Below are 19,832 nucleotides of genomic sequence, written 5' to 3' on the forward strand. Positions count from 1 at the left end.
TCCTCACGGCCATCCGGCCGGCGGCCGCCATCACGGAAATTCCGAAAGTTCCCAGCACGCTGATTGTGGTCGTCGATTCGTCCGAGAGCATGAGCATCAAGGACGAGGCGAATTACACCCGCTGGGAAACGATTATGCGCGCCCTCGAAAAATCGAGGCCGCTGTTCGACCAGCTTCAGAACGACCAGCAAGTCACCATTTACCAATACCAGTTCTCGAAGGATTTCGACGCCGACCGCGACAAGTTCACCCCGGAGACCAAACCCGAGGGGAAGCGCACCGAGTTCGGCGCCATGCTCTCGAAACTCTACGACCGCCATCAGGGGGAACGCCTCCTTCGCGGTCTCGTCATCCTCAGCGACGGCCGGGACAACGGCACGAAACCCGCCCTTCCGGAGGCGACCCGCTGGCGGGGGCTTGGCTGCCCCATTTACACGTTCGTGGTCGGGCAGTCCTCCACCGTCACCAACGAAAAAGACATCGCCATTACTTCGATCAACCCGGACCCCTCTCCGGCGGCCATCAAGTCCGACATCAAGGTGAAGGCCAAGCTCAACGCCCAAGGGTTCGAGGGGATCAAGATCCGCGTCCGGTTGAAGATCGACGATGTTCAGCAGGCCGAGCAGGAATTTGAACTCGCCAAGTCCATTGACAACGAAATCGAACTCACGACCAAGGCCCCGGACAAACCGGGCGAAGTGCGAGTGTCGCTGGAACTCGTGGACCCGCCGCTCAACCAAGTCACGAAGCTAAACGACAAGATCGAGACGTATCTGACCATCACCAAGGAAGGCGTCCGCGTGCTGGTGTTCGGCAAGGACGGCTGGGAATTAAAACAGATTCGCCGGGCACTGGCGACGGACAAACGCTTCGATTATGTGGAAACTGTGCGGGCCAGCGAAGCCGCCGGGACCGCCGAGGACGCGGCCAAATACGCGATCAAAGACCAGCGGTACGATGTCATCATCATCGGGGACGTCAGTCCCAAGATGCTCACCAGCGTGCGGCCGACGATCCTGCAAGAGATCAAGGAACTGGTTCTTGAAAAAGGCGTCGGCCTCCTGATGACCGGCGGCGCTTATTCCCTTGGTGGCACGGCCGGCGTTCCCGGCGCGGAAGGATGGGCAAAGACTCCGATTGCCGAGGTGCTGCCCGTCAAACTGCCCGTCAACCCGCCCAGCCCGGTGAAGGAACCGACGACGATGGAACCCACCGAGTTGGGGTTGCGCCACTACCTCACCCGACTGACCGCCGACGCCGCCAAGAACCGCGAGGCGTGGACGCTGCTCAACAGCGACTACCGGAAACTCCAAGGGTATTCCCCGCTTGGCGATTTGAAGCCGTTGGCCGAAGTGCTGGCTCGGGCCAACAACGCCATCAACGGACCGCCACTGATGGCGGACATTGATTTCGGCGGCAAGGGAGGGGGCGGCCGGTCAATTGCCTTCGGAGTCGCCGACACCTGGCTATGGACGCAACCTGGGGTCGATCCCACCAACCGCTTCCAAACGCGGGACATGCACACTCGCTTTTGGAAGCAACTGGTTCTCTGGCTCGCCCATCAGGACGAGGTCGAGGGGGCCGTCTACGCCCGGCCGGAATATCGGCGACTGGTGGCCAGCGGCCAGCAGACCATCCGCATGGGCATGAAGGACAAACGGGGCGACGAGGCCCCGGAAAGCGACCTGCGTTATCAAGTCCTCGGGCCGGGGGACACGCCGGACAAATCCAAGGCGAAGAAGGCCGAACGCGACCCCAAAGGCGGGGTGAAGACCAGCTTCGAGGCCAAACAACCCGGCGAATACCGCGTGGTGGTGTGGGGCGAGGGGAAGGATGTGAACGGCGAACCCCTCACCGGCGACGCCATCGCCCGGTATGTCGTCTACCCGGATATCTCCGACGAAATGCTCCGCCCGGCCTCCGACCCGGAGTTTTTGCTGAGCTTGGAAAACACAACCAACGGCACCGCCCTCGACACGGTTCGCCGAGCCGACCGCCTGCCAAGCTTTTTGGAGGACATGCTGGCGAACCCTCCGAAGACCGGCACGCCGAAACCGAAACCCTACCCCGAATGGAAACGGGACCAACAACGCTGGTTCCTGCCGATGATCCTCGTCATCTTCACTGCCATCCTTGGAACCGAATGGGCGCTGCGGCGGACTTGGGGAATGGTCTGACAGAAAAGGTGGAATTGGCTCGCCAGTTTCCCGGCCGATGACTGGTTTCATCGGTCGCTTCGGACCTCGCCAGACAAGTGTGAACCAAAGCGGCTCCATACGTCTCAAACAGCAACCACCTTGGCGATGTGCTTGTTAATGGAAGCCTGAGATGAAAGCAAGAACCCGTTGCGATTGCCATGATGAAGAATCGCCCAAAACCGGCGAGGCTCTTCTCCATGGTGAAATCCAAGACACAACCACGGATGCCTGGAAACGTCTGCTTGATCTTGTGGAGGAAGCGGCCGCCGGGAAAATTGAGAAATTTGCCCCCGGCCGGGCGCTGGGGTGGGAAGATTGGCAAAGCCTTGTGACACTTCCGGCTTCCATCGGAAAACTGAAGCATGTGAGGGAACTGGATCTCTATGGCAGTTCCTTGGTTCGGTTGCCACCTGAGATCGGAGAAATGTCCTCCTTGGAGGATTTCACTCCTTACACCTCATATCGGCTTCATTGGTTTCCCTACGAAATCATCCGATGCGCTCATTTGACTAAAAGTTGCGTGAGCACGCGGGCTCTGTATGGGAACTACAAACTTCGCCATCCCTTCCCAAACTTGCGGTCTTTTGCAAACACAAACGCGCTGGAGTTGGCCCGGCCGCGTGTGTGCGGGGTTTGCCAAGGGCCATTTGCCGAACAGGGCTCTCAACTCCGTCGGATTTCGTTGAGAGTTGCCACGGATATTATTCCCCTGCTTGTTTATGCCTGCTCAGACGCCTGCGTGGCCGCCCTGCCCGCCCCGCCGGAAAACTACGTCGGCCGGCCACACACGGGAGGCCGCTTGCTGGAGCAACCGTCGGCGGCTTACTGATGACCATTTGACGATGTGGCAACCACTATTATTTCGGCAATCGATCCAGAGCGGCCATCGCCTCAAGCGTCACCCGTTCATCGGGAGGGCCGGCGGCGATTTCCGTCAACCGCCGCCGGGCGGCCGGTGTTCCCAATCGTTCCAATAGCCAGACGCCGCGCAAAGCCCGCAGAATGTCGGGCGACAACTGAGTCCGCGAATCCAGTTTTTTCACCAACAAAGTCAGCCGCTCTTGTTGCTCCGTCGAAACGGGTTTCTTCAGGGCGGCCCGCAATTCGTGTTCCACGCAATCGTCCCGTCTGGCCAGTTCGAGGGAGGCGGCTTCACGCACGGCAAACCGGGGGCTGTCGAGCCGGGCGATCAGACCGATGGCGGCTTCCCGGCGGATCACCGGCCGAAGGCGGGCGTTCAAGAGTTCCATTGTCTTGTCCGGGTGATCGAGCAGATGCCAGAGGTTTTTCCAGACCAAGACCATGTCCTCCGCCGCGAGGTCGTTCCAGAGGCGTTCCGCATCGGCCGGAACCCACGGGGCGGGAGTGACGCGCGGAACATCCCAAAGCAAAATGGTCCCGTCGGCATGAGCCGACGCCAGCCGCCGTCCGTCGGGCGAAAAAACCAGCCGACGCAGGCGCGGAACCGCGTGCGTCGCCACCGGGACAGGTTGCGGATAGTTGACAAAGCCGTCACGGACGACAGGCATTTCGCTGTCCAACTTGTGGATATCAATCCCCCAATCCCGTCGGGCATTCCCCGCCACCCAGCGGCCGTCCGGCGAGAGAACGCCGCCAAGTTCTTTCATCAGAACGACGACTCGGCCCGTCGGGGCGTCCCAAACAATTCCGCCTCCCGACGGCCGAATTCCCCAAGCGTATCCATTCGGGTGGAAGCCAATCAGACCGACCCCGCCTTCCAACGGGTCGTCCGTGTCAAGATTTCGGCCAGTCCACGGATTCTCCAGCGGCGGAAGCCATCGGCCGGTCGCCACGTCTGTTCGCGGATATGGCAGGATTTTCGGCGGTTCCTGCGGATTCCCGAAGGCGATGCCGGAAGGCGCCGGCCGTTTTAGCGGCCCCAGCACGATTCCGGGATGGCCGGTCAGATGTGCGTGCAGATATTGTGGCAAACCGTCGGTGACGTTCGGATAAGGGGCTGTCGTCCGGCGCAGATGCCGGCCGGCGGGAGCATATGTGTCAACGGTCATTTCCCCGGTCATGCTCACGGTGACAAGTCGGCCGTCCGGAAAGAAGCCGGCCGAACGGGTGTCCCTGTGAGGCGGCTTGTTCTTCGGCGAAGGCCGCAACTCGATGATGGCTTCCGAGGTCGCCGGGCCGAGGTTCCAGATTCGGAGCCGGTCATCGCGCGTGCAGGCCCGCACGATCTGGCCGGCCGAGTCAAACGCCACGTCCAAGGGAATCGAGGGGATCGGCATTCGCCACGACGGCGACAGGGAAGCCAAATCCATCACCTCCAAAGCATCGTGGGGAGAGACGGTGGTTCCATACCCGGCTGTTGTCCACGCGGCCAACAGCCGGTTTCCGTCCGCAGACCAGCGAAGATGGGAGGCGCTCAAATACGCATGCCCGTTTCTCGGCTCCGGGTATTTCGGCCGACCCGTCGCCAAGTCCCATCGTTGAACCCACAAACCGGCGGTCACCAACGAACGGCCGTCCGGCGAGAAGGAAACCAGCGAGGCGGGGTGCGGAAATCTGTGGAGAATTTTTCCGCCAGCCAGTTCCCGGACGATCACTTCTTTGCCGGTCAGCGCCAACAGCCGGCCATCCGGGCTGAAGGCCATCGACCCGTGGCCGTCCCACGGTTCATATTGGTGCAGCATGTCGAACAGAAGTTTCGGCGTCTCGGCGTCAAACACTTGGAGTTTGCCCTTGCCGGCCACCGCCACGCGCCGGCCATCGCGGGAGACGGCTTGGATGGTCATCGGCCGGTCCAGCGGCAGCGACCACTCCTCCCAGCCCGTCTTCAAGTCCCAGCGGACAAGCATGTCCGCGTCCACCCGTGTGACACCGAAGGCATGCGTGCCGGCCGGAGCCAGCATCACGCTGAACACATCGGTGCGCCCTCCGATTTGAACATGCTTCCCGCTGGCGAGGTCGAGTCGCCAGACCGGGCCGGGCTTGGCATCGAGGCTCCGTATCCGGCTTGGTTCGTAAGTCGAGGCCACCCCGGCCAGAAACCGGCCATCGGCTGACAGCGTCAGGGAATGACTTTGGCACGAAAATGTTTTGTCAAAAGTCGTTGGCACCGGCAGTTGAATTGGCTGAAAATGGTCGCCGGAACATGCCTCGATGAGCGAGCCATCGCCGTTGTCGATCCGGACCAAGAGACGGCCATCATGCGACAACAAACGGGTTGATGCGTTGGGAATCGACCAAGGGCGTTCCTGCGGATCTAACTGGCCGATGATCTTGGTGTCGATCATCCGTCCGGTATCGGCGTCGAACGTGCTGATGAAATTCCAACCGACGAGAACCAGACGCTTGCCATCGTCCGCCCAGGCGATGTCCTCGGGGAAGTCGGCCAGCGGACAAGGCACGCCGATCCGGGCGACCGCGCCGGCCGGGAGGGGATAACCATTGCGGTCGAACCGAACTTCGCGCGGCGGCGGGCCGGGTTCCGCCAGAACGGTGGATGAAAAAAGAAAGACAATAATCAGCGGCACAACGGACGGACGTGCGAGCATGCCGAAACCTCCGTGTCGAGGGAGGCATTGTATGCCCCCTCACGGCGAAGGATCGTTGGCCGTCAGCGTTTCGGCATCATTTTCCGCATCACGCCAGAGAGGACGTAATCGAACTGTTGGCGGCCTGGCTCACGGATTGAACCAGCGAGTTCAGCAAGTCCTGAAAGGACGTGCCGGAGGTGTCGGACGAGGAGGATGTCTGGGAGGTGCTGTTGAGCAATTGCAGCAGGTTGGTTTGCTGGGCGCCCGAGGCTTGTTGAGCGTGGTGGCCGTGGTGCTTGCCCCCCTTGGGAAGCAACTGGCTGACGTCGCCGGTGTCCGCGACATTTTGCAGGGCCGAGGAAATATCCGTCAATATTTTGGATTCGGGCGAGGAACTGTCGCTCGACGACGCGAGGCCGCCGATCTTGTTGGCGATGTCGGAAAGGATGTCCTTGAACTTGGTCGGGTCCGATTGTTGCAAGGCTTGCAAATCGCTGAACAACTGCCCGGCCGGGGAGATGGTTTGGGTGTCCCCGGTCTGGCTGGCGCCGGCGGCGGAAGAGGCGCCCGAGGTCTGGCAGGCGGCGCCCGTTTTGGATGTCGAGACGTTCGAGGTCGCGGTGATGGAGTAATAGGACGAGGTGATGCTCAGGTTGCTCACGGAAACACTCTCCAAACGGAAAAACTCTCCAAGTCGACCGGGTGAGTGAGGGGGGTTCCGGTCGTTGATTAGAATGTTGTCTGCGGTTAAATCATATCTGGGTGATCCGGAAAACTTGCCAGGGAAATTTTGAAGTTTTTGTGTCAGAGTGAAACTAACTATGCCCTGACAGGAAAAATCTGCTCCACACGGCAACCATCAATTGCCACCAGACTTAAATCTCACATTGAACCGATCTTTGCCGCCTTGTTCAACATCCCGGTTTGGTCTTGCGTAAACGCGACGGGCGGTTATTCTGCCCGACACGCAGTCTCATGGATGGGACCGCGCTTACGGGAAGGATCCCACCATGACACGACGCATGCTTTGCGGTTGGACAGTTGCCGGCCTGGTGATGGCTGGCGCGCCCCTGACGGCCAAACCGCCCGAACTCCCGGCCAATCCAATGGTGGATGGCAAGGTTCCCACGCCGCTCGAACAGGAACACTTTCAACGCGGCGCCAAGCCCGGCGAGCCGAAGCCGCTGCCGGCCGCCATTCTCGACGCCAAGCCGGGCCGGCATGAATTGCCGACGGCCGTTGGCAACTTTGCCGCCGCGCTGACCCAAGGGGACAGCCAGATCCGGCAAGTGTCCGGTGTGGCCGCCGAACCGAAACAGCAAATTGAACGGGCCAAGGCCGCGTACAACATGGCCGAGTTGCTGTTCAAATCCTGCGACGCCGCCTCGGCCCGCAAGATGTACCGGACGACCATTGAACTGTCGCCGGGCAGCGAATACGCCCAGAACGCCGAAAAACGGCTGACGCAAACCACCGTCACCCGCTTTGGGGACACCCAAACGGCCGAGCCGCCGTTCGCGGAAAAAGACCCCGTCGCCCCGGATCTGTCGGCGATTCAGTTGAAGGTTCTCTGGGAAGCCGCCCGGCAATACCGCGAAGCCGTCGCCGACGGGAACAAGCCCTTGATCGACGAAACCGCCCGCACATTGGACGCCGTGCTGAAGCAGACGAAGAGCGACAAGTAAAACGAAGCGAAGAGCAACCACAAAGACGCCAAGGTCACGCAACGTTCCACCATTTTCTTTGTGGAACGCTGCGTGACCTTGGCGTCTTTGCGGCGGCTCTTCGCTTCTCCCCGGTTTATTTCACCATCGTCGGGCTGCCCTTGGACACCCATTCCCGCCAGGCGCGTTCCAGGTTGGCGGCATCGTTTTCCTTCATTTCCGTGTCGCTCGGCGGCGGGGTCTTGGCCGATTCTTTGACTTCCTTGAATTCGATGCCCTTGAGGGCGGTCTGGAAGGTGGGCATCCGGACATCTTCGGAGGGGGCCAGTCCTTGCAGCAGGTTCGACAGCTTGGGACCGCCGGCGCCGAAGGTGAAGAACTCCATCAGGCTCATGGCGACGGCATCCCGTTCGATGCTGGGTTCGCCCCACGCTTTTTCGGCGATGGTCTTCGCGTCCCACGGGATCTTGGCTCCCTTGGGGAGCGGCTTGACCATCGACCGCACCTTGGCCTTCTCGGCCGCGCCCACCTTGGTGTCAATGCGGGACATGACGGCCTTTTGGAAGCCGTCGCGCATCCAACTGTCGATCTTCGCGTTGGGATTCCGCTTGGCCAGCAACAACCCGGTGATTTCCCCGGCCACCATGCTGTCGTAGTTGGGGTTCGAGTCGCCGCGCCGGGCCGAGACGGCGATCACGGGGATGTCCCCCTTGTATTCCACGGCCGTCACGTCGTCCTTGTCCGGGGAGCGTTTCAACACGCTGCGGACATAGCCGCGAAACACGTCGATGTCCCCGAAAGCGTAGATCATCATCTTCGGGTCGTCCTTCGTGTTGTCCTCGTATCGCAGCGCCTTGCGGGAAAGGTTGAACACCTTCTCCATGCTGGCGACCAGTTGCTTGGCTTTTGCCTCCGGCAAGCCGGAGGAAAGGATGAGGCTGGGCGACTCGACGACGGTGGCGTTCTCGACCTTCGCCGCCTTCATGGCCTCCTCGGCCGTCTTCTTCTGCATCTCGGGCGTGATTTTTTTGTCTTGCGCGGAAGCGCACAGGGCGGGCATGATTGCCGCGAGAATCGCCCACATCAACACACGAATCATGATTGTTCCCCGGAATTGGCCGGATTTGGGAGGCAGGGTCTATCCAAAGTGTATGACCGGGTGGGGTTTTCCGAAACACCATCCGGCCGCGAAGTGATAGATTGATTGCGGAAACAGTTGGCGGAGGGGGTTGGGAAGACAACCTAACCCCCCGTCCCCCTTCCCTAAGAGGGAAGGGGGAGCAAGAGGGCGAAAGCCGCTATCAAGTAGGCCAGCCTTTCGAGGCTGACAGATCTGTCAGCCTCGAAAGGTTGGCCGACGGGAAGAAGACTCATCCCTTCTTGCTCCCCCTCTCTTTTAGGAGAGGGGGCCGGGGGGTGAGGTTGTTTTCGCATTTGGCAAACCTGCGATCTTTGGAAACCCCGCGATGAATTCTCTCCTCGCCTCCCTGTTCTTTGAAATTGATGCCGCCAGCGGGCGAACGCTGTTGCGGGCCATGCCGGTGATGGTCGGCGTGTTGTGCGTGCTGGCGATCGCTTATCGCTTTTACTCAGCGTTTCTGGCCGCGAAGGTGGCCGTCCTCGACGACCTGCGGGAGACGCCCGCCCACAAGTTCAACGACGGGCAGAACTATCACCCCACCAACAAATGGGTGTTGTTCGGCCACCACTTTGCCGCCATCTCCGGAGCCGGGCCGCTGATCGGTCCGGTGCTGGCCATTCAATATGGTTACGCTCCCGGCCTCATCTGGTTGCTGGTCGGCGTCTGCCTCGCCGGGGCCGTGCAAGACATGCTGGTGATGGCCGCCTCCGTCCGTCGCGGCGGGAAATCGCTGGCGGAACTCGCGAGGGCCGAGTTGGGCAAAGAGGCTTCGTTGATCGCCTCGCTGGCGATTCTGGTGATCGTGGTGGTCGCCCTCGCGGGACTGGCATTTGTGATTGTGAAAGCGCTCGGCGGCGAAGAAGCCAAACTCCCGGCGGCCATGAGCATTCGCAGCCCGGAACCGGCGTCCGTCACCGTCCTGCCGGGGGGCAAGGCCGAGTTGCAATTCCCCGGCGGCTGTCTGGTGCGTTATCAGGCCGGAATGGAAGAATCCAAACGCTCCGAATCATTCCGCGTCCGTGTGCCGGATGAAAAAGCCGCCTCGCCGAACACCCTGCCCGGCGATGGCGGACTCGAATATATCCTCCCCAAAGGCTGCGTGCAGATCGTCCCCGGCAGTTCGTGGGGGACGTTCACCATTGCGGCGACCATTCCCATCGCGTTGTTTGTCGGCTGGTACATGTATCGCTTCCGCAAGGGACGGGTGATCGAGGCATCAATCATCGGCGGGGCGCTGACACTCGGGGCCGTCATCCTCGGGGCGTCGATTCCCGGTTCGCCGCTGGGGCAATATTTCTCCCTTTCGCGGGAAAACACCATCATCGTGTTGTGTGTCTATGGCTTCATCGCGGCCGTGTTGCCGGTGTGGGTGTTGTTGACGCCGCGCGATTACATTTCCAGCTTCATGAAGATCGGCACCATCGCCCTGTTGGTGGTCGGCGTGATCGTCGCCAACCCGTCGCTGTTGCACCCACCGATCAACCAGACTTTCATTGAGGGCGGCCCGACCTTCCGGGGGGGCCTCTTCCCCTTCGTGTTTATCTGCGTGATGTGCGGCGCCATCTCCGGGTTCCATTCGCTGGTGTCTTCCGGAACGACGCCGAAGATGATCGAGAAGGAATCGCATGTACGCATGATCGGCTACGGGGCGATGCTGATGGAGGGTCTGGTCGGCGTGGTCGCCCTGATCGCCGCCGCCGCGATGCCGCCGGAGTTGTATTACGCGATCAATGTGGATGTGGAGAAAGTGCCTGAGTTCCAAGGGAAACTCGACGCGATGTATGCCGACTTGAATGCCGAACCGGCCGCGAAGGACAAGATCCTGAAAGCCGGAACCGGTAACCTGCAACACATGAATTTGGCCGAGGTGGAGGAAAGCGTCGGCGGCGAATCCCTCCGGGGCCGCACCGGCGGGGCGGTGACGCTGGCCGTGAGCATGGCGATGATTCTCACCGATGCGTTCGACTTCGCCGACGGCCAGATGAAGGCGTGGATGAAGTATTGGTATCACTTCGCCATCATGTTCGAGGCCCTGTTCATCCTGACGACTATCGACGCCGGCACCCGCATCGCCCGCTATCTGTGTCAGGAGGCCCTCGGCAAAATCCACCCGAAACTCGGCCAGACGGACTTCCTCCCCGCTGCCATGCTGGCGACCGGCCTCGTGACCTTCGGCTGGGGCGCCCTCGTCTGGAGCGGGCAGATCGGCACCATCTGGCCGATGTTCGGCATTGCCAACCAACTGCTGGCCGTGCTGGCCCTCGCCCTCGTGACCGTGTGGCTCGTCAACTCCGGCCGGGGCCGATACGCCTTCGTGACGGTGCCCCCGATGCTCTTCGTGATGTCCACCACCCTGAGCGCCGGCACGATCATGATCTCGAAAGGACAGCTTACCTCTTACAACCTGATCTTGGTGTTGTTCGTGATCGCCTCGATTGTGACCTTGGTGACGATGTCGATGGTGAAATGCCTGCGGGTGGCCCTCGGGAAATGAACGATGGGCGGCAACGCTCACTGTTCGCCCGCACACAGCATTCTTAATGCAAATTCAACAAGCATCTTGTGTGGGATATTCAAGAGCCCCACTGCGTCAGCGGTGGGGGTGACCGTCACACTCTGGAAGCCACCCCCACCGCTGACGCAGTGGGGCTCTTGGGATTATTTGCAAATGTTGCTGCTTGATTTCGCATTAATCCAAATCCGCCCGGAGCCAGCGGCGATAAGCCATCGCGATTGCGGCCACGCTTGCCGCCATCAGAACCGACGCGGTCGCCACATTGGCTTCGAGGCCGATGCTGCCGTCCATCACCCAGATCATCCATTGCGCCATCACCATGAATGCGCCAAACGCCCATGAGACGCTTGACACGATTCCTTGTTTCAAGGACCAGATTCCCATGGCGTACACACAAAGCTGGCCCGCTCCCGTGCAGAAAACAAACAAGATGAGATTTTTGACTTCCAAGAGTTCCGGAGCCCAGATGGCTGCGGATATTCCCATCAACAGAACGCCTCCGAGCCAGCATTGGATGATGTCTCGCAAGAACGCCAGACCAAGCTCTCGAATGAATTCCGATCGCGTTCGCGGCCGCAAAGACTCATAACCCAGACGACGCCGGCGCATGAACCAGAAAAGCCAAATGCTGAAGGGATTCATCATCACTTGAACTGAAAATATCACCACCATGTTCCTGGCTGGAAGCAATTGCGGATACAGCAATGCCGACATCATGATGAACGTGATTAAAACAAGCCAGCCCACGGACGCGAAAGCATGCGTCGGAGCGGTCCCAAGCCGCCATAACTGTAAACGTTGCCATAGATTTCGCTCACCGTGCCCGGAGAGATTGTCGATTTGTCTCAGGTTGGCAAACGGATTTTTTTGCCAGTCGAAATTCTGAAAAGTGGCTCGTTTGTCACCCGGCAAAGCGGCGAGATAGTCATCGATCCGCCCTTGGAATGACTGGCTTCCCCCGCGGAAAAAATTGCCCCACACGCGAGCGGCCTTATACTCCAACATTTCTTCATTTAACGCCAACAGCCGCCAGACAAAGGCCCCGAGCGCCGCCAGACTCATGATTATCAAAGCGGCGGAGACAATCGGGATTGCGCCCGCGAGGAAGCGCGCGAGGCCGGAGTCTGGGGAAGAGAGCGTCATGACAAAGATCAGAAAGGGGAGAGTCAGAATGCCCATGACCGGATGATGGAATGTCCACAATCCGGCCGCCAGACAAGTCAGGAAGATCACGGCCACGCTCGTCGGCGCGATGTCGCTTGTTCCCACAAACTCCATCGCGAACATCGGGATCGCCAGAAAAAGCAAGGCGATGAGTGCGGCGACCACAAGGTGCTTCTGGCGATAATGCGGCAGCACGGACGCCCACGGGCGGGCGATGTTGTCCCTGAGAAGGACGCCTAACACACAAGCATTGAAGTACGCAAACATGGCCAGATATGATTTTCTCGAAAGGACCCCCGCCAAGAAGCTGCCTTGGCTGCGCACGGGCTCTCCATCGAATGCGGAAACAGCCTCCGCGATGTCGAAGGTCAGGAGGCAGAGGAACATGAAGCCCCACACGGCCGCCGCTGTTCCTCGCAGGTAGGCTCTGGCAATCCGCAGGTAATCATCCATGATGCAGCTCCAGGAAAATGTCCTCAAGATTGAGATCCTGCGCCGTCACGGAAGCCGACCACTGTCGGGCGATTTGTTCGGGCAAATCCGGCGTGAAGTCCCGCACGCTCACCACCGCCTCGTTGCCGGTCACCTTCGCATGCAACAGGCCGGGCATGTGGAACGCATCGTTCGGCAAAGGCAAGGCCGCCCGGACATGCAGCCGCTTCACGCTGTCTTTCAACGCATCCAGTTCTCCGCTGTAGATGATCTTGCCGTCCTTGAGAACCGCGACACGATCGGCGACGCGTTCCAAGTCCGATGTGATGTGCGTTGAGAAAAGCACCGTGCGCTCGCCGACCATGTCGAGCAACGTTTCCAAGAACTGCCGCCTCGCCACGGGGTCCAGACTGGCGGCCGGCTCGTCGAGGACCAGCAGATCCGGCTCATGACCGAGAGCCAGAATGATGGCCAGTTTTTGCGTCTGGCCAACCGACAACGGCCCGACGCGATCTTCCGGGTTCAACTCCCATTCGCGTAACAACCGTTCGACAAGCGTCTTGTTCCACTTGGGATAGAAAGCCCCGGTGTAAGCGGTGATCTGCCGGATCTTCATCCAAGGATAGAGGTCGATTTTCTGCGGCACGTATCCGAGCCGTTCCTTGCCCGTGGCGCTGAGTTCCCAAGCCGGTTCGCCCAAAATGCGGATGTCGCCGTGCTGAGGGCGTTGCAGGCCCAACGCGCATTTGAGCAGCGTCGTCTTGCCGCCGCCGTTCTTGCCAACAAGACCCAAGACCGACCCTGCGGGCAACGTCAGATCGACTTCATTGAGCACAAGTTTTTGCCCGAAGCTTTTTGAAACTCCGCGCAGATCGAGCATCGTTTCACTCATTGCCGCGTTCCTTTAACAGAGGGGCGAGGGCCGCCAGCACTTGTTCCCGCGTCAGCGCCAACTGATACGCTTGGGCGGCCACCTGCTCCAACAGCGGCCGCAACTCGGCCTGTCGCTCTTTGACCGTTCCCTTGGGCGATTGATGGTTGACGCGCATCCCCTGCCCGCGCACTCGCTCGACGACCCCGTCGTGTTCCAGTAGCGAATACGCCTTGGACACAGTCATTTGGTTGACTTGCAGGTCTTGGGCGACCTGCCGCACGGACGGGAGCAAGTCCCCCTCCACCAGCCGCCCGCTGGCGACGAGCGCGCGGACTTGATCCATCAACTGCCGATAGATCGGCACGCCGGAGGAGGGATTGACCTGAAAGTAAGAAGCACCGGGTTGCATTAGTGTATTATTTAAGTAATACACTAATGCTGTCAAGGCCGATGTTTGGATTTTTTGCTTGGCGCCGATTGCGCCGCCAATCATCGGATGCTTGAAATGGTGAAGAATTTTTGGCGACCGGCGCCGGCGTGCGGGAATCGTTTGCGGCGATTGACCGGCCGGCTGCCGGATGGAAAATGACTGTCTTTATCCCAGTTTCGGCAAAGGTCCGGCGACCTTGTAGGAGTTGAGGAGGATGCCCGTCGGCGACGTTTTCGTGCTTTGGAACACAAGGGTGCGAGCCGGGGTTCCCTCCGCGAAAAAGCGTTTCCCGGCGCCCATCAGGACAGGATAGACGAGCAGAAGCGCCTCATCCGCAAGGCCATGCTCAAGCAGTGTTGAAGTCAGCGTCGAACTGCCCGAGAGGATCAGATCCGGGCCGTCTTTCGCCTTGATGGCGCGAACGCCCTCCACAAGATCCGGCCCGACGCCCTCGAACGGCCCCCATTCCAGACTCTCCGGCCGATGGGTGACGACATATTTCGCCGCAGCATTCAGGCGGTCCGCCATCGGACTGCTCGGCGCCTTCGGCCAAAAAACCGACCACAGATCATAGGTCCGCCGGCCAAGCAGCAGATCGTAACGCTCGCCATATTCCGCAAGGACCATCGCCAGCCCGGCCGGAGTCCGATACGGTGCAGTCCAATCGCCATACGGGAAGCCGCCGTCTTTGTCCGAACCCGCCTGGATCACGCCGTCCAGCGAGATATGTTCGATGAGCTTCAGCTTTCTCATTTGAAATCTTTCTTATTTGGCTTGGGAGACGATCTCGCTCACTTCTTCGGGCGAATAAGAGAAAAGGGGGCGAATCTCGATTTCGGAGTCATCGGCCATCGGGCATCGCTTGGCCCAGGCGATGGCCTCTTCCATCGATTTCACCTGCCAAATCGAGTAGCCGGCGATCAGTTCCTTGGTTTCGGCAAACGGGCCGTCCGTGACAATACGGTCCTTGCCGGATTGGCGAATACGAACGCCTTTCGAGCTGGGGAGCAATCCTTCTCCGGCAAGCACGATTCCCGCCTTGGCCAGTTCCTCCTGGTATTTCTCCATCTCCTCCCACGCTTGCGCGGTCGGCATTACCCCGGCTTCGGTGTCCTTGCTGGCCTTGCCGATCACCATGACTCTCATGCTCCGCCCCCACTTGCGCGCAAGACGCGCTTCCCCTTGGAACCCGCCCGGCAAACAGATTCGCCGGGCGCTCCCCCTAGATGTCGAACGGGTCGGGGCAAAATCGACATCCGGAACAAGATTTCTCAAAAAAGGCGGCAAAGAAATCGACGGGCTTTTGATAAGTAAGCCGCTTTTCAAAAGTGAATTCCCTGCGGAAGAGAGTGGAGAGCAAACCGAGGAGAGAGGACGATTGGCAAGTGTTTCTGCTTTTCCCTTTCCCTTCACTATTTGCGTGGCAAATTGGTGCGACACGATGGCAATTGAACTTTTCGCCGCGAGTGTCCGGGGTTGAGAAATTGGGTTGCATCAGGCGATCTCCGAGAAGTCAAGCGGCCGCCATTGACCGCAACTTGTTATTTTATTTTCGGAGAATTCATCCAGCAGAGAGGGCTAATCTGTCTGATTCCGGGCCTTGCTTATGTCAGAAATTCGTACGTATTTTTCTGGCACAAACAAGAAACCCTGTCACCCAAATCGCACACCGAAAAGCCCGCCGGTTTCAGTTGCGTCAGTTAGCCGTGGTTGAATGATATATGGGGTTGGATCGAACTCTGATGGCACAGCGTCCGAGTTCATGGTTACGATGTATTGCCAGCCAATTCTCCTGGCGGTATCCGCTCCGATGGCCAGTGCCTTGGCAACCTGCCGTTCATCGACGCCATCAAATAAGTGGCTGTCATGAACAAGGAAACCCGGTCCGATACCGCGTTCGCCACACAGACGTGCAATCATCATGTCGAAGCAGAAGATCTGCATATTGCCAATTCCCTTGCTCTTGGCGGCATGAATGTTCACGTCGAATTTGGGGCCGTTCGATTCCGGGCTGATCGTCAGACTTCCAGGGCTTTCATACAGGGCTTCGGAGATTTCACCGAAGGCGAGCACCGCTGCTTTAATGCGGTCTTTTTGTTCGTGGTAGTCCTGCCGAAGCCGCACCAGCAAACGACCGCGTTCGAGATCTAGTTCCGTCTTGCCACTCTCCAAATCTTCTGCTGTTTTGAGCCGTTGCCGGAGTCCTTCGACCTCGGCGCCCAAGCGTGTGACTTCATTTTGAAGGAGTGTGAATTGTTCCAACGCTCCGTGTGTCTTGAGTAAGTTAAGGATTTCAGCTCGCCGATTGTCCCGTTCGCCTTTCTCTCGCTCTCGCTCTGCAATTCGGCGCTGGGTGTCTTGCTGTTCCTGCTGCAAATACGAACGACGGTTGGCGATCACGGATTCGTGGAATCGTTGAACCTCATCGTACCGACGCAACGCAACGCCCGGCAGCGAAACGCCCGCCTCTTGGTAAAGTTGGTTCAGATCGGTCAACAGTGGCGGCGTCTCTGATTCGATGGATTTTTCGAGTTCCGCGAGGAGTTGCCGATCAAGAGCATTTTCATTGGCCAAGTCATTGAGACGCCGAGTAAGCTCCGACGCTTCGCGTTCCAAATCCCGATACTGAGGGAGAACACGGAAACTATTCACCCGCTCGATCGCTTGCCGATGACGATCTTCAAGCAGAGTGAGTTGGGTTTGCAATTCAGCGGCCTTGCCTACCAGGTCGCCGAAAACACCTTGTGCCCCGGCTTTGCGAATCGCCTCCAGCCCTTTTTCTTTTTCCCGAACGACTTGCCAACCTTGCGGGATGCTCCAATCCAATCCCAAGAGGTACGAGACAGCGACCTGCTGATCCCACGGCAGTTGTTTCCCCGACTGTTGAAACGCCGATGTGAAGCCCTGTGCCGACTGACGGCGTGCGAAGTACGCAAATAACGAACGGAACGTCGGGGAGAACTTCGTGGAATCCTCATCTTCGTCATCCGCGAGACCGAACATCAACTGAGCAAGAACGGACTTCCAGTTTGTGTTTGAAATCGTCAATCGGCTGGAGCCACGCTCCCGCTTCGGTGCCACGGGCCAATATTCCGTCGCGCCACCGGCAACGATGATTTTACTGGGACTGGTGCCGCTTCGTTCCACGGCGACACGGCGCTCACCGAGGTCAAAATCGAGGCCAAACGATGCGGCAATCAACTCCGGCACACGGAAAATGGAATCGGGGTGACAGTTGCCACCCATCAGGAAATGGAGAAGTTCGACGAAGCTGGATTTTCCCGCCCCGTTGCGTGTTTGTCGATCCGTTGCCCCCGGACTTTTATCCGCGAGCACAAGGTTAAGACCTTCGCGAAAGGTTAACTCCTTGAAACCTCCAAGGTCGCTATAGATTCGGTGAATCATAACGCCGCCTTCTCAAGTCTTCCTCGCTCGTTTCTGATCGCATGTATCAGAAACAACAGATCGAGCGAGAGTACGAACCAATCGTAAGTCAAAGAAGTGAGTTCAGACTGAGCCGACCGCGCGGACTGCAATTCCTGCCAAATCCGGGAAACCGTTTTTGGTTCGTCCAGCAATCGGAGTATTTCCGCTCCAACGTACAAAAGTGATCGATCCTGACTGAGTCGTTTGGTAGGAAGGATCATGGTACAGCCTCCTCGGGAGGCCGCTCAAAGATCTCGCATTCCTCAAACAAATAAGCCAGCACAGTCAGAGTGGCTGCCTGACGCGAAGGCGAGGCGAGAGTTGTTCCGTTCCCGATGAGTTGGAGTCGAACAAAGATGTCATCGGGTGAGAGTCGGGCATTCCGTAACGACTCGTACTCGCCACGGAATGCTTGTGCAACCCGATCGCCGAGTTTCGGATCATAGTACTTGTTGAAATAGTCCCGAACCTTGTTGCTTGAACCCAGCCCGGCTTTCAGAAGCAGTACCACGGCATCGGAAAGCGAATTGGCTTCCAGCTTCCGAGGTGGAACGGGCTGAATTTCGTCGCTCAGCGGTGTAGGCCGATTTTCCAAAGTCCGAAGAACCATCTCCACTTCGGGAAACTGAACATTGACTAGGTCCGTTCGGGATGGGATCGGACCTAGTAGTGAGATTAGTTCCGAGATGCCGAGTTCAAACACAACCCGTCGTAACTCTTCAAAGCCCCAAGATCGCACGCGGATGTTTTGGTTGCCACTGTCTAAATCCAATAGCTTGCGCTCAACGCCAGGGCCAAGGCCAATCGCCGAATTGTGAACAAAAACCCATTGGTCGAAATGCGCCCTCCAGAAGGGGATCGCTCCCTGAAAGTCTTCGTCGATCTTGGCTAACGTGATCGATTCACTGAGTTCATTCGGTGCGTAGACTTGAAATAGCGTCCGCATGGAGCGGACATAGCCGTCGTTCTTCCGATCCCCTTGATTTCCCCAAGGCCGTGTGCGAATGAAATCGCCGGGATACCTATTTTCCATGATCGACGAGAACAAATCTTGGAACGCCTCTCCTCGATTTTCAAGGAAAGCATTGCGAAACTTCAATTCATAGAACGCCCGCGTTAACTGGTCCACCGTTGTTCTCAATCATGGTCGTTTCGGGGTCGGACAACGGGAACCGCCTTGGTTGGCGTTCCCGCCAGAACGTAGCACCAATTACGTCCGTTACGACGGGAACGAATCTCGTAACCGTGTCTGCGTAGCACGGCGAGACACCTCGATATGGTTGGTTCGGAGACACCCAATGCTAAGGCAAGAGTTTTGGTTGAATGCTCTGCCCTCTCGATCAGCCCCAGCAAATTCATCAAGCGCTGACCTATTTGCAGCGAGTAGTCGTACGTTGGGGATTCGATTCCCATCCATCAAGTCTATCAGAAGTTGATTGAATCGGGTATGTCCCAAACATGGGTTTTCCGTATCGCAGCGACAATAACTGAGTCGCCTCGTGGAAATCTCAAAATCCCTGAAAATAAGCCAATTCACAAAATCCAGAAATCAAATCGGGACGCCAATATCTAATCCGCGTCCCGGCGGTGAATCACCCTCACCCCACCAGTTCCGGCACCGCTTTGCCGCCGTCGAGCATGGGGACGGGGCGGCCGGTGGGGTCGGTGTAGTGGAGATCGGCGGGGAGGCCGAGGACGTGGAAGACCGTCGCCATCAGGTCTTGGGGGCCGACGGGTTTGGACTTGGGGACTTCGGCCTTGGCCGTTGATTCGCCGACGGTTTGGCCCATTTTGAGGCCGCCGCCGGAGAGGGCCAGCGTGGAGAGGGGCGCCCAGTGGTCGCGGCCGGCGTTATTGTTGATGCGCGGGGTGCGGCCGAATTCGCCGGTCACCACCAAGAGGATGTTTTCGCTCAGGCCGCGCTCGGCGCAGTCTTGGGCGAAGGCGCTGACGGCGTTGTCCACGACCGGGCCGAGGCGTTTCATCGCGTCGCCGATCTTGCCGTGCATGTCCCAGCCGCCGAAGTTCACGGTCACGAAGCCGACGCCGGATTCGCACAGTCGGCGGGCGAGCAACAGTTGCTCGCCGAGGCCCTTGCCGTAGCGTTCGCGGGTCTTCGGGTCTTCGTTCTTGATGTCGAAGATTTCCTTCGCCTTGCCGACCACGATGTCGAGGGCTTGCGATTCAAAACTGTCCAGCCCGGCGACGAGGCCGGATTTGTCCATGTCGCGGTCGAACGTGTCGAACGAATGGAGAAGCCCCTTGCGGTCTTCCAGTTTGTCGAGGGTGCCGCGAAGCGTCATGTTCTCGCGGGCTTTGCCGGTCACGTCGAAGGGGGCGTAGGATCGGCCGAGCCAGGCCGGGCCGTCGCCGAGGATGCCGTTGCCGCGAACGTAAGTCGGCAGACCGGTCGGGGTGGTCGGGCCGCGATGGCGGGCGAGGATGGCGCCCATGCCGGGCTTGTTCTGGCCGCCGCCGT

The 19,832-nt window shown here is 59.1% G+C and carries 17 protein-coding genes; 4 read left to right on the forward strand and 13 right to left on the reverse strand.

Annotation, left to right across the window (positions count from 1 at the left end; genetic code table 11):
• Both BGIM_RS49850 and BGIM_RS0111000 read left to right on the forward strand, forming a co-directional pair.
• The coding region (locus BGIM_RS49850) for a glutamine amidotransferase (protein ID WP_193788967.1) at window positions 1-2,177 on the forward strand (2,177 nt) is incomplete at its 5' end.
• Between the two features lie 151 nt (window positions 2,178-2,328).
• Window positions 2,329-3,027 carry a leucine-rich repeat domain-containing protein gene (locus tag BGIM_RS0111000; RefSeq protein WP_020469832.1) on the forward strand — a complete coding sequence of 233 codons (699 nt, stop codon included), beginning with the start codon at window positions 2,329-2,331 and terminating at the stop codon, window positions 3,025-3,027.
• A gap of 28 nt (window positions 3,028-3,055) precedes the next feature.
• Here the strand turns inward: BGIM_RS0111000 and BGIM_RS0111005 are convergent, their stop codons facing one another.
• Together BGIM_RS0111005 and BGIM_RS0111010 are read right to left on the reverse strand one after the other, a co-directional pair.
• A complete protein-coding gene (locus BGIM_RS0111005; protein ID WP_020469833.1) occupies window positions 3,056-5,725 on the reverse strand; it encodes a WD40 repeat domain-containing protein in 2,670 nt (889 codons plus the stop codon).
• 88 nt (window positions 5,726-5,813) lie between these two features.
• A complete protein-coding gene (locus BGIM_RS0111010; RefSeq protein ID WP_020469834.1) occupies window positions 5,814-6,368 on the reverse strand; it encodes a hypothetical protein in 555 nt (184 codons plus the stop codon).
• Between the two features lie 349 nt (window positions 6,369-6,717).
• On the opposite strand from BGIM_RS0111010, the gene BGIM_RS0111015 reads away from it, so the two are divergent.
• Entirely contained in the window at window positions 6,718-7,392 is a 675-nt protein-coding gene (locus tag BGIM_RS0111015; protein WP_157368882.1) for a tetratricopeptide repeat protein, read from the forward strand.
• A 115-nt stretch (window positions 7,393-7,507) separates the two neighbouring features.
• Here the strand turns inward: BGIM_RS0111015 and BGIM_RS0111020 are convergent, their stop codons facing one another.
• Window positions 7,508-8,470, reverse strand: coding sequence for a hypothetical protein (locus tag BGIM_RS0111020; RefSeq protein WP_020469836.1), 963 nt, complete (start codon window positions 8,468-8,470; stop codon window positions 7,508-7,510).
• Window positions 8,471-8,837: 367 nt separating this feature from the next.
• On the opposite strand from BGIM_RS0111020, the gene BGIM_RS0111030 reads away from it, so the two are divergent.
• Window positions 8,838-11,006 carry a carbon starvation CstA family protein gene (locus BGIM_RS0111030; protein ID WP_020469837.1) on the forward strand — a complete coding sequence of 723 codons (2,169 nt, stop codon included), beginning with the start codon at window positions 8,838-8,840 and terminating at the stop codon, window positions 11,004-11,006.
• A 195-nt stretch (window positions 11,007-11,201) separates the two neighbouring features.
• Here the strand turns inward: BGIM_RS0111030 and BGIM_RS0111035 are convergent, their stop codons facing one another.
• The 10 genes from BGIM_RS0111035 to BGIM_RS49855 form a co-directional block, all read right to left on the reverse strand.
• A complete protein-coding gene (locus tag BGIM_RS0111035; RefSeq protein WP_020469838.1) occupies window positions 11,202-12,644 on the reverse strand; it encodes a hypothetical protein in 1,443 nt (480 codons plus the stop codon).
• Entirely contained in the window at window positions 12,637-13,515 is an 879-nt protein-coding gene (locus BGIM_RS0111040; protein ID WP_020469839.1) for an ABC transporter ATP-binding protein, read from the reverse strand. The genes BGIM_RS0111035 and BGIM_RS0111040 overlap by 8 nt, the downstream gene beginning before the upstream one ends.
• A complete protein-coding gene (locus BGIM_RS0111045) occupies window positions 13,508-13,906 on the reverse strand; it encodes a GntR family transcriptional regulator (RefSeq protein ID WP_020469840.1) in 399 nt (132 codons plus the stop codon). Before BGIM_RS0111045 ends, BGIM_RS0111040 begins: the two co-directional genes overlap by 8 nt.
• A gap of 186 nt (window positions 13,907-14,092) precedes the next feature.
• Window positions 14,093-14,680, reverse strand: coding sequence for a dihydrofolate reductase family protein (locus BGIM_RS0111055; RefSeq protein ID WP_020469842.1), 588 nt, complete (start codon window positions 14,678-14,680; stop codon window positions 14,093-14,095).
• A gap of 12 nt (window positions 14,681-14,692) precedes the next feature.
• Window positions 14,693-15,073 (reverse strand): YciI family protein, encoded by a 381-nt coding sequence (locus tag BGIM_RS0111060; protein ID WP_029629939.1) that lies wholly within the window; start codon window positions 15,071-15,073, stop codon window positions 14,693-14,695.
• Window positions 15,074-15,580: 507 nt separating this feature from the next.
• A complete protein-coding gene (locus BGIM_RS0111070; RefSeq protein WP_020469845.1) occupies window positions 15,581-17,332 on the reverse strand; it encodes an ABC-three component system protein in 1,752 nt (583 codons plus the stop codon).
• Window positions 17,329-17,574 carry an ABC-three component system middle component 6 gene (locus BGIM_RS68260; RefSeq protein WP_020469846.1) on the reverse strand — a complete coding sequence of 82 codons (246 nt, stop codon included), beginning with the start codon at window positions 17,572-17,574 and terminating at the stop codon, window positions 17,329-17,331. Before BGIM_RS68260 ends, BGIM_RS0111070 begins: the two co-directional genes overlap by 4 nt.
• The gene (locus BGIM_RS0111080; RefSeq protein WP_020469847.1) at window positions 17,571-18,482 is read right to left on the reverse strand and encodes an ABC-three component system protein; all 912 of its coding nucleotides are present in this window, start codon (window positions 18,480-18,482) and stop codon (window positions 17,571-17,573) included. The genes BGIM_RS68260 and BGIM_RS0111080 overlap by 4 nt, the downstream gene beginning before the upstream one ends.
• Window positions 18,483-18,490: 8 nt before the next feature.
• Window positions 18,491-18,766, reverse strand: coding sequence for an ArsR/SmtB family transcription factor (locus tag BGIM_RS68265; RefSeq protein ID WP_157368884.1), 276 nt, complete (start codon window positions 18,764-18,766; stop codon window positions 18,491-18,493).
• A gap of 185 nt (window positions 18,767-18,951) precedes the next feature.
• A partial coding sequence (locus tag BGIM_RS49855) for a DUF1501 domain-containing protein (RefSeq protein ID WP_193788968.1) occupies window positions 18,952-19,832 on the reverse strand: 881 nt, incomplete at its 5' end.

It is taken from the genome of Zavarzinella formosa DSM 19928 (assembly GCF_000255705.1).
GTDB classification, from domain to species: domain Bacteria; phylum Planctomycetota; class Planctomycetia; order Gemmatales; family Gemmataceae; genus Zavarzinella; species Zavarzinella formosa.

Bases quoted from the DNA above. Each gene is read 5' to 3' on its own strand.
- BGIM_RS0111030 (WP_020469837.1), top strand. From the start codon at position 8,838: ATGAATTCTCTCCTCGCCTCCCTGTTCTTTGAAATTGATGCCGCCAGC.
- BGIM_RS0111000 (WP_020469832.1), top strand. From the start codon at position 2,329: ATGAAAGCAAGAACCCGTTGCGATTGCCATGATGAAGAATCGCCCAAA.
- BGIM_RS0111020 (WP_020469836.1), bottom strand. From the start codon at position 8,470: ATGATTCGTGTGTTGATGTGGGCGATTCTCGCGGCAATCATGCCCGCC.
- BGIM_RS0111005 (WP_020469833.1), bottom strand. From the start codon at position 5,725: ATGCTCGCACGTCCGTCCGTTGTGCCGCTGATTATTGTCTTTCTTTTT.
- BGIM_RS0111040 (WP_020469839.1), bottom strand. From the start codon at position 13,515: ATGAGTGAAACGATGCTCGATCTGCGCGGAGTTTCAAAAAGCTTCGGG.
- BGIM_RS68265 (WP_157368884.1), bottom strand. From the start codon at position 18,766: ATGGGAATCGAATCCCCAACGTACGACTACTCGCTGCAAATAGGTCAG.
- BGIM_RS0111035 (WP_020469838.1), bottom strand. From the start codon at position 12,644: ATGGATGATTACCTGCGGATTGCCAGAGCCTACCTGCGAGGAACAGCG.
- BGIM_RS68260 (WP_020469846.1), bottom strand. From the start codon at position 17,574: ATGATCCTTCCTACCAAACGACTCAGTCAGGATCGATCACTTTTGTAC.
- BGIM_RS0111060 (WP_029629939.1), bottom strand. From the start codon at position 15,073: ATGAGAGTCATGGTGATCGGCAAGGCCAGCAAGGACACCGAAGCCGGG.
- BGIM_RS0111070 (WP_020469845.1), bottom strand. From the start codon at position 17,332: ATGATTCACCGAATCTATAGCGACCTTGGAGGTTTCAAGGAGTTAACC.
- BGIM_RS0111045 (WP_020469840.1), bottom strand. From the start codon at position 13,906: ATGCAACCCGGTGCTTCTTACTTTCAGGTCAATCCCTCCTCCGGCGTG.
- BGIM_RS0111055 (WP_020469842.1), bottom strand. From the start codon at position 14,680: ATGAGAAAGCTGAAGCTCATCGAACATATCTCGCTGGACGGCGTGATC.
- BGIM_RS0111015 (WP_157368882.1), top strand. From the start codon at position 6,718: ATGACACGACGCATGCTTTGCGGTTGGACAGTTGCCGGCCTGGTGATG.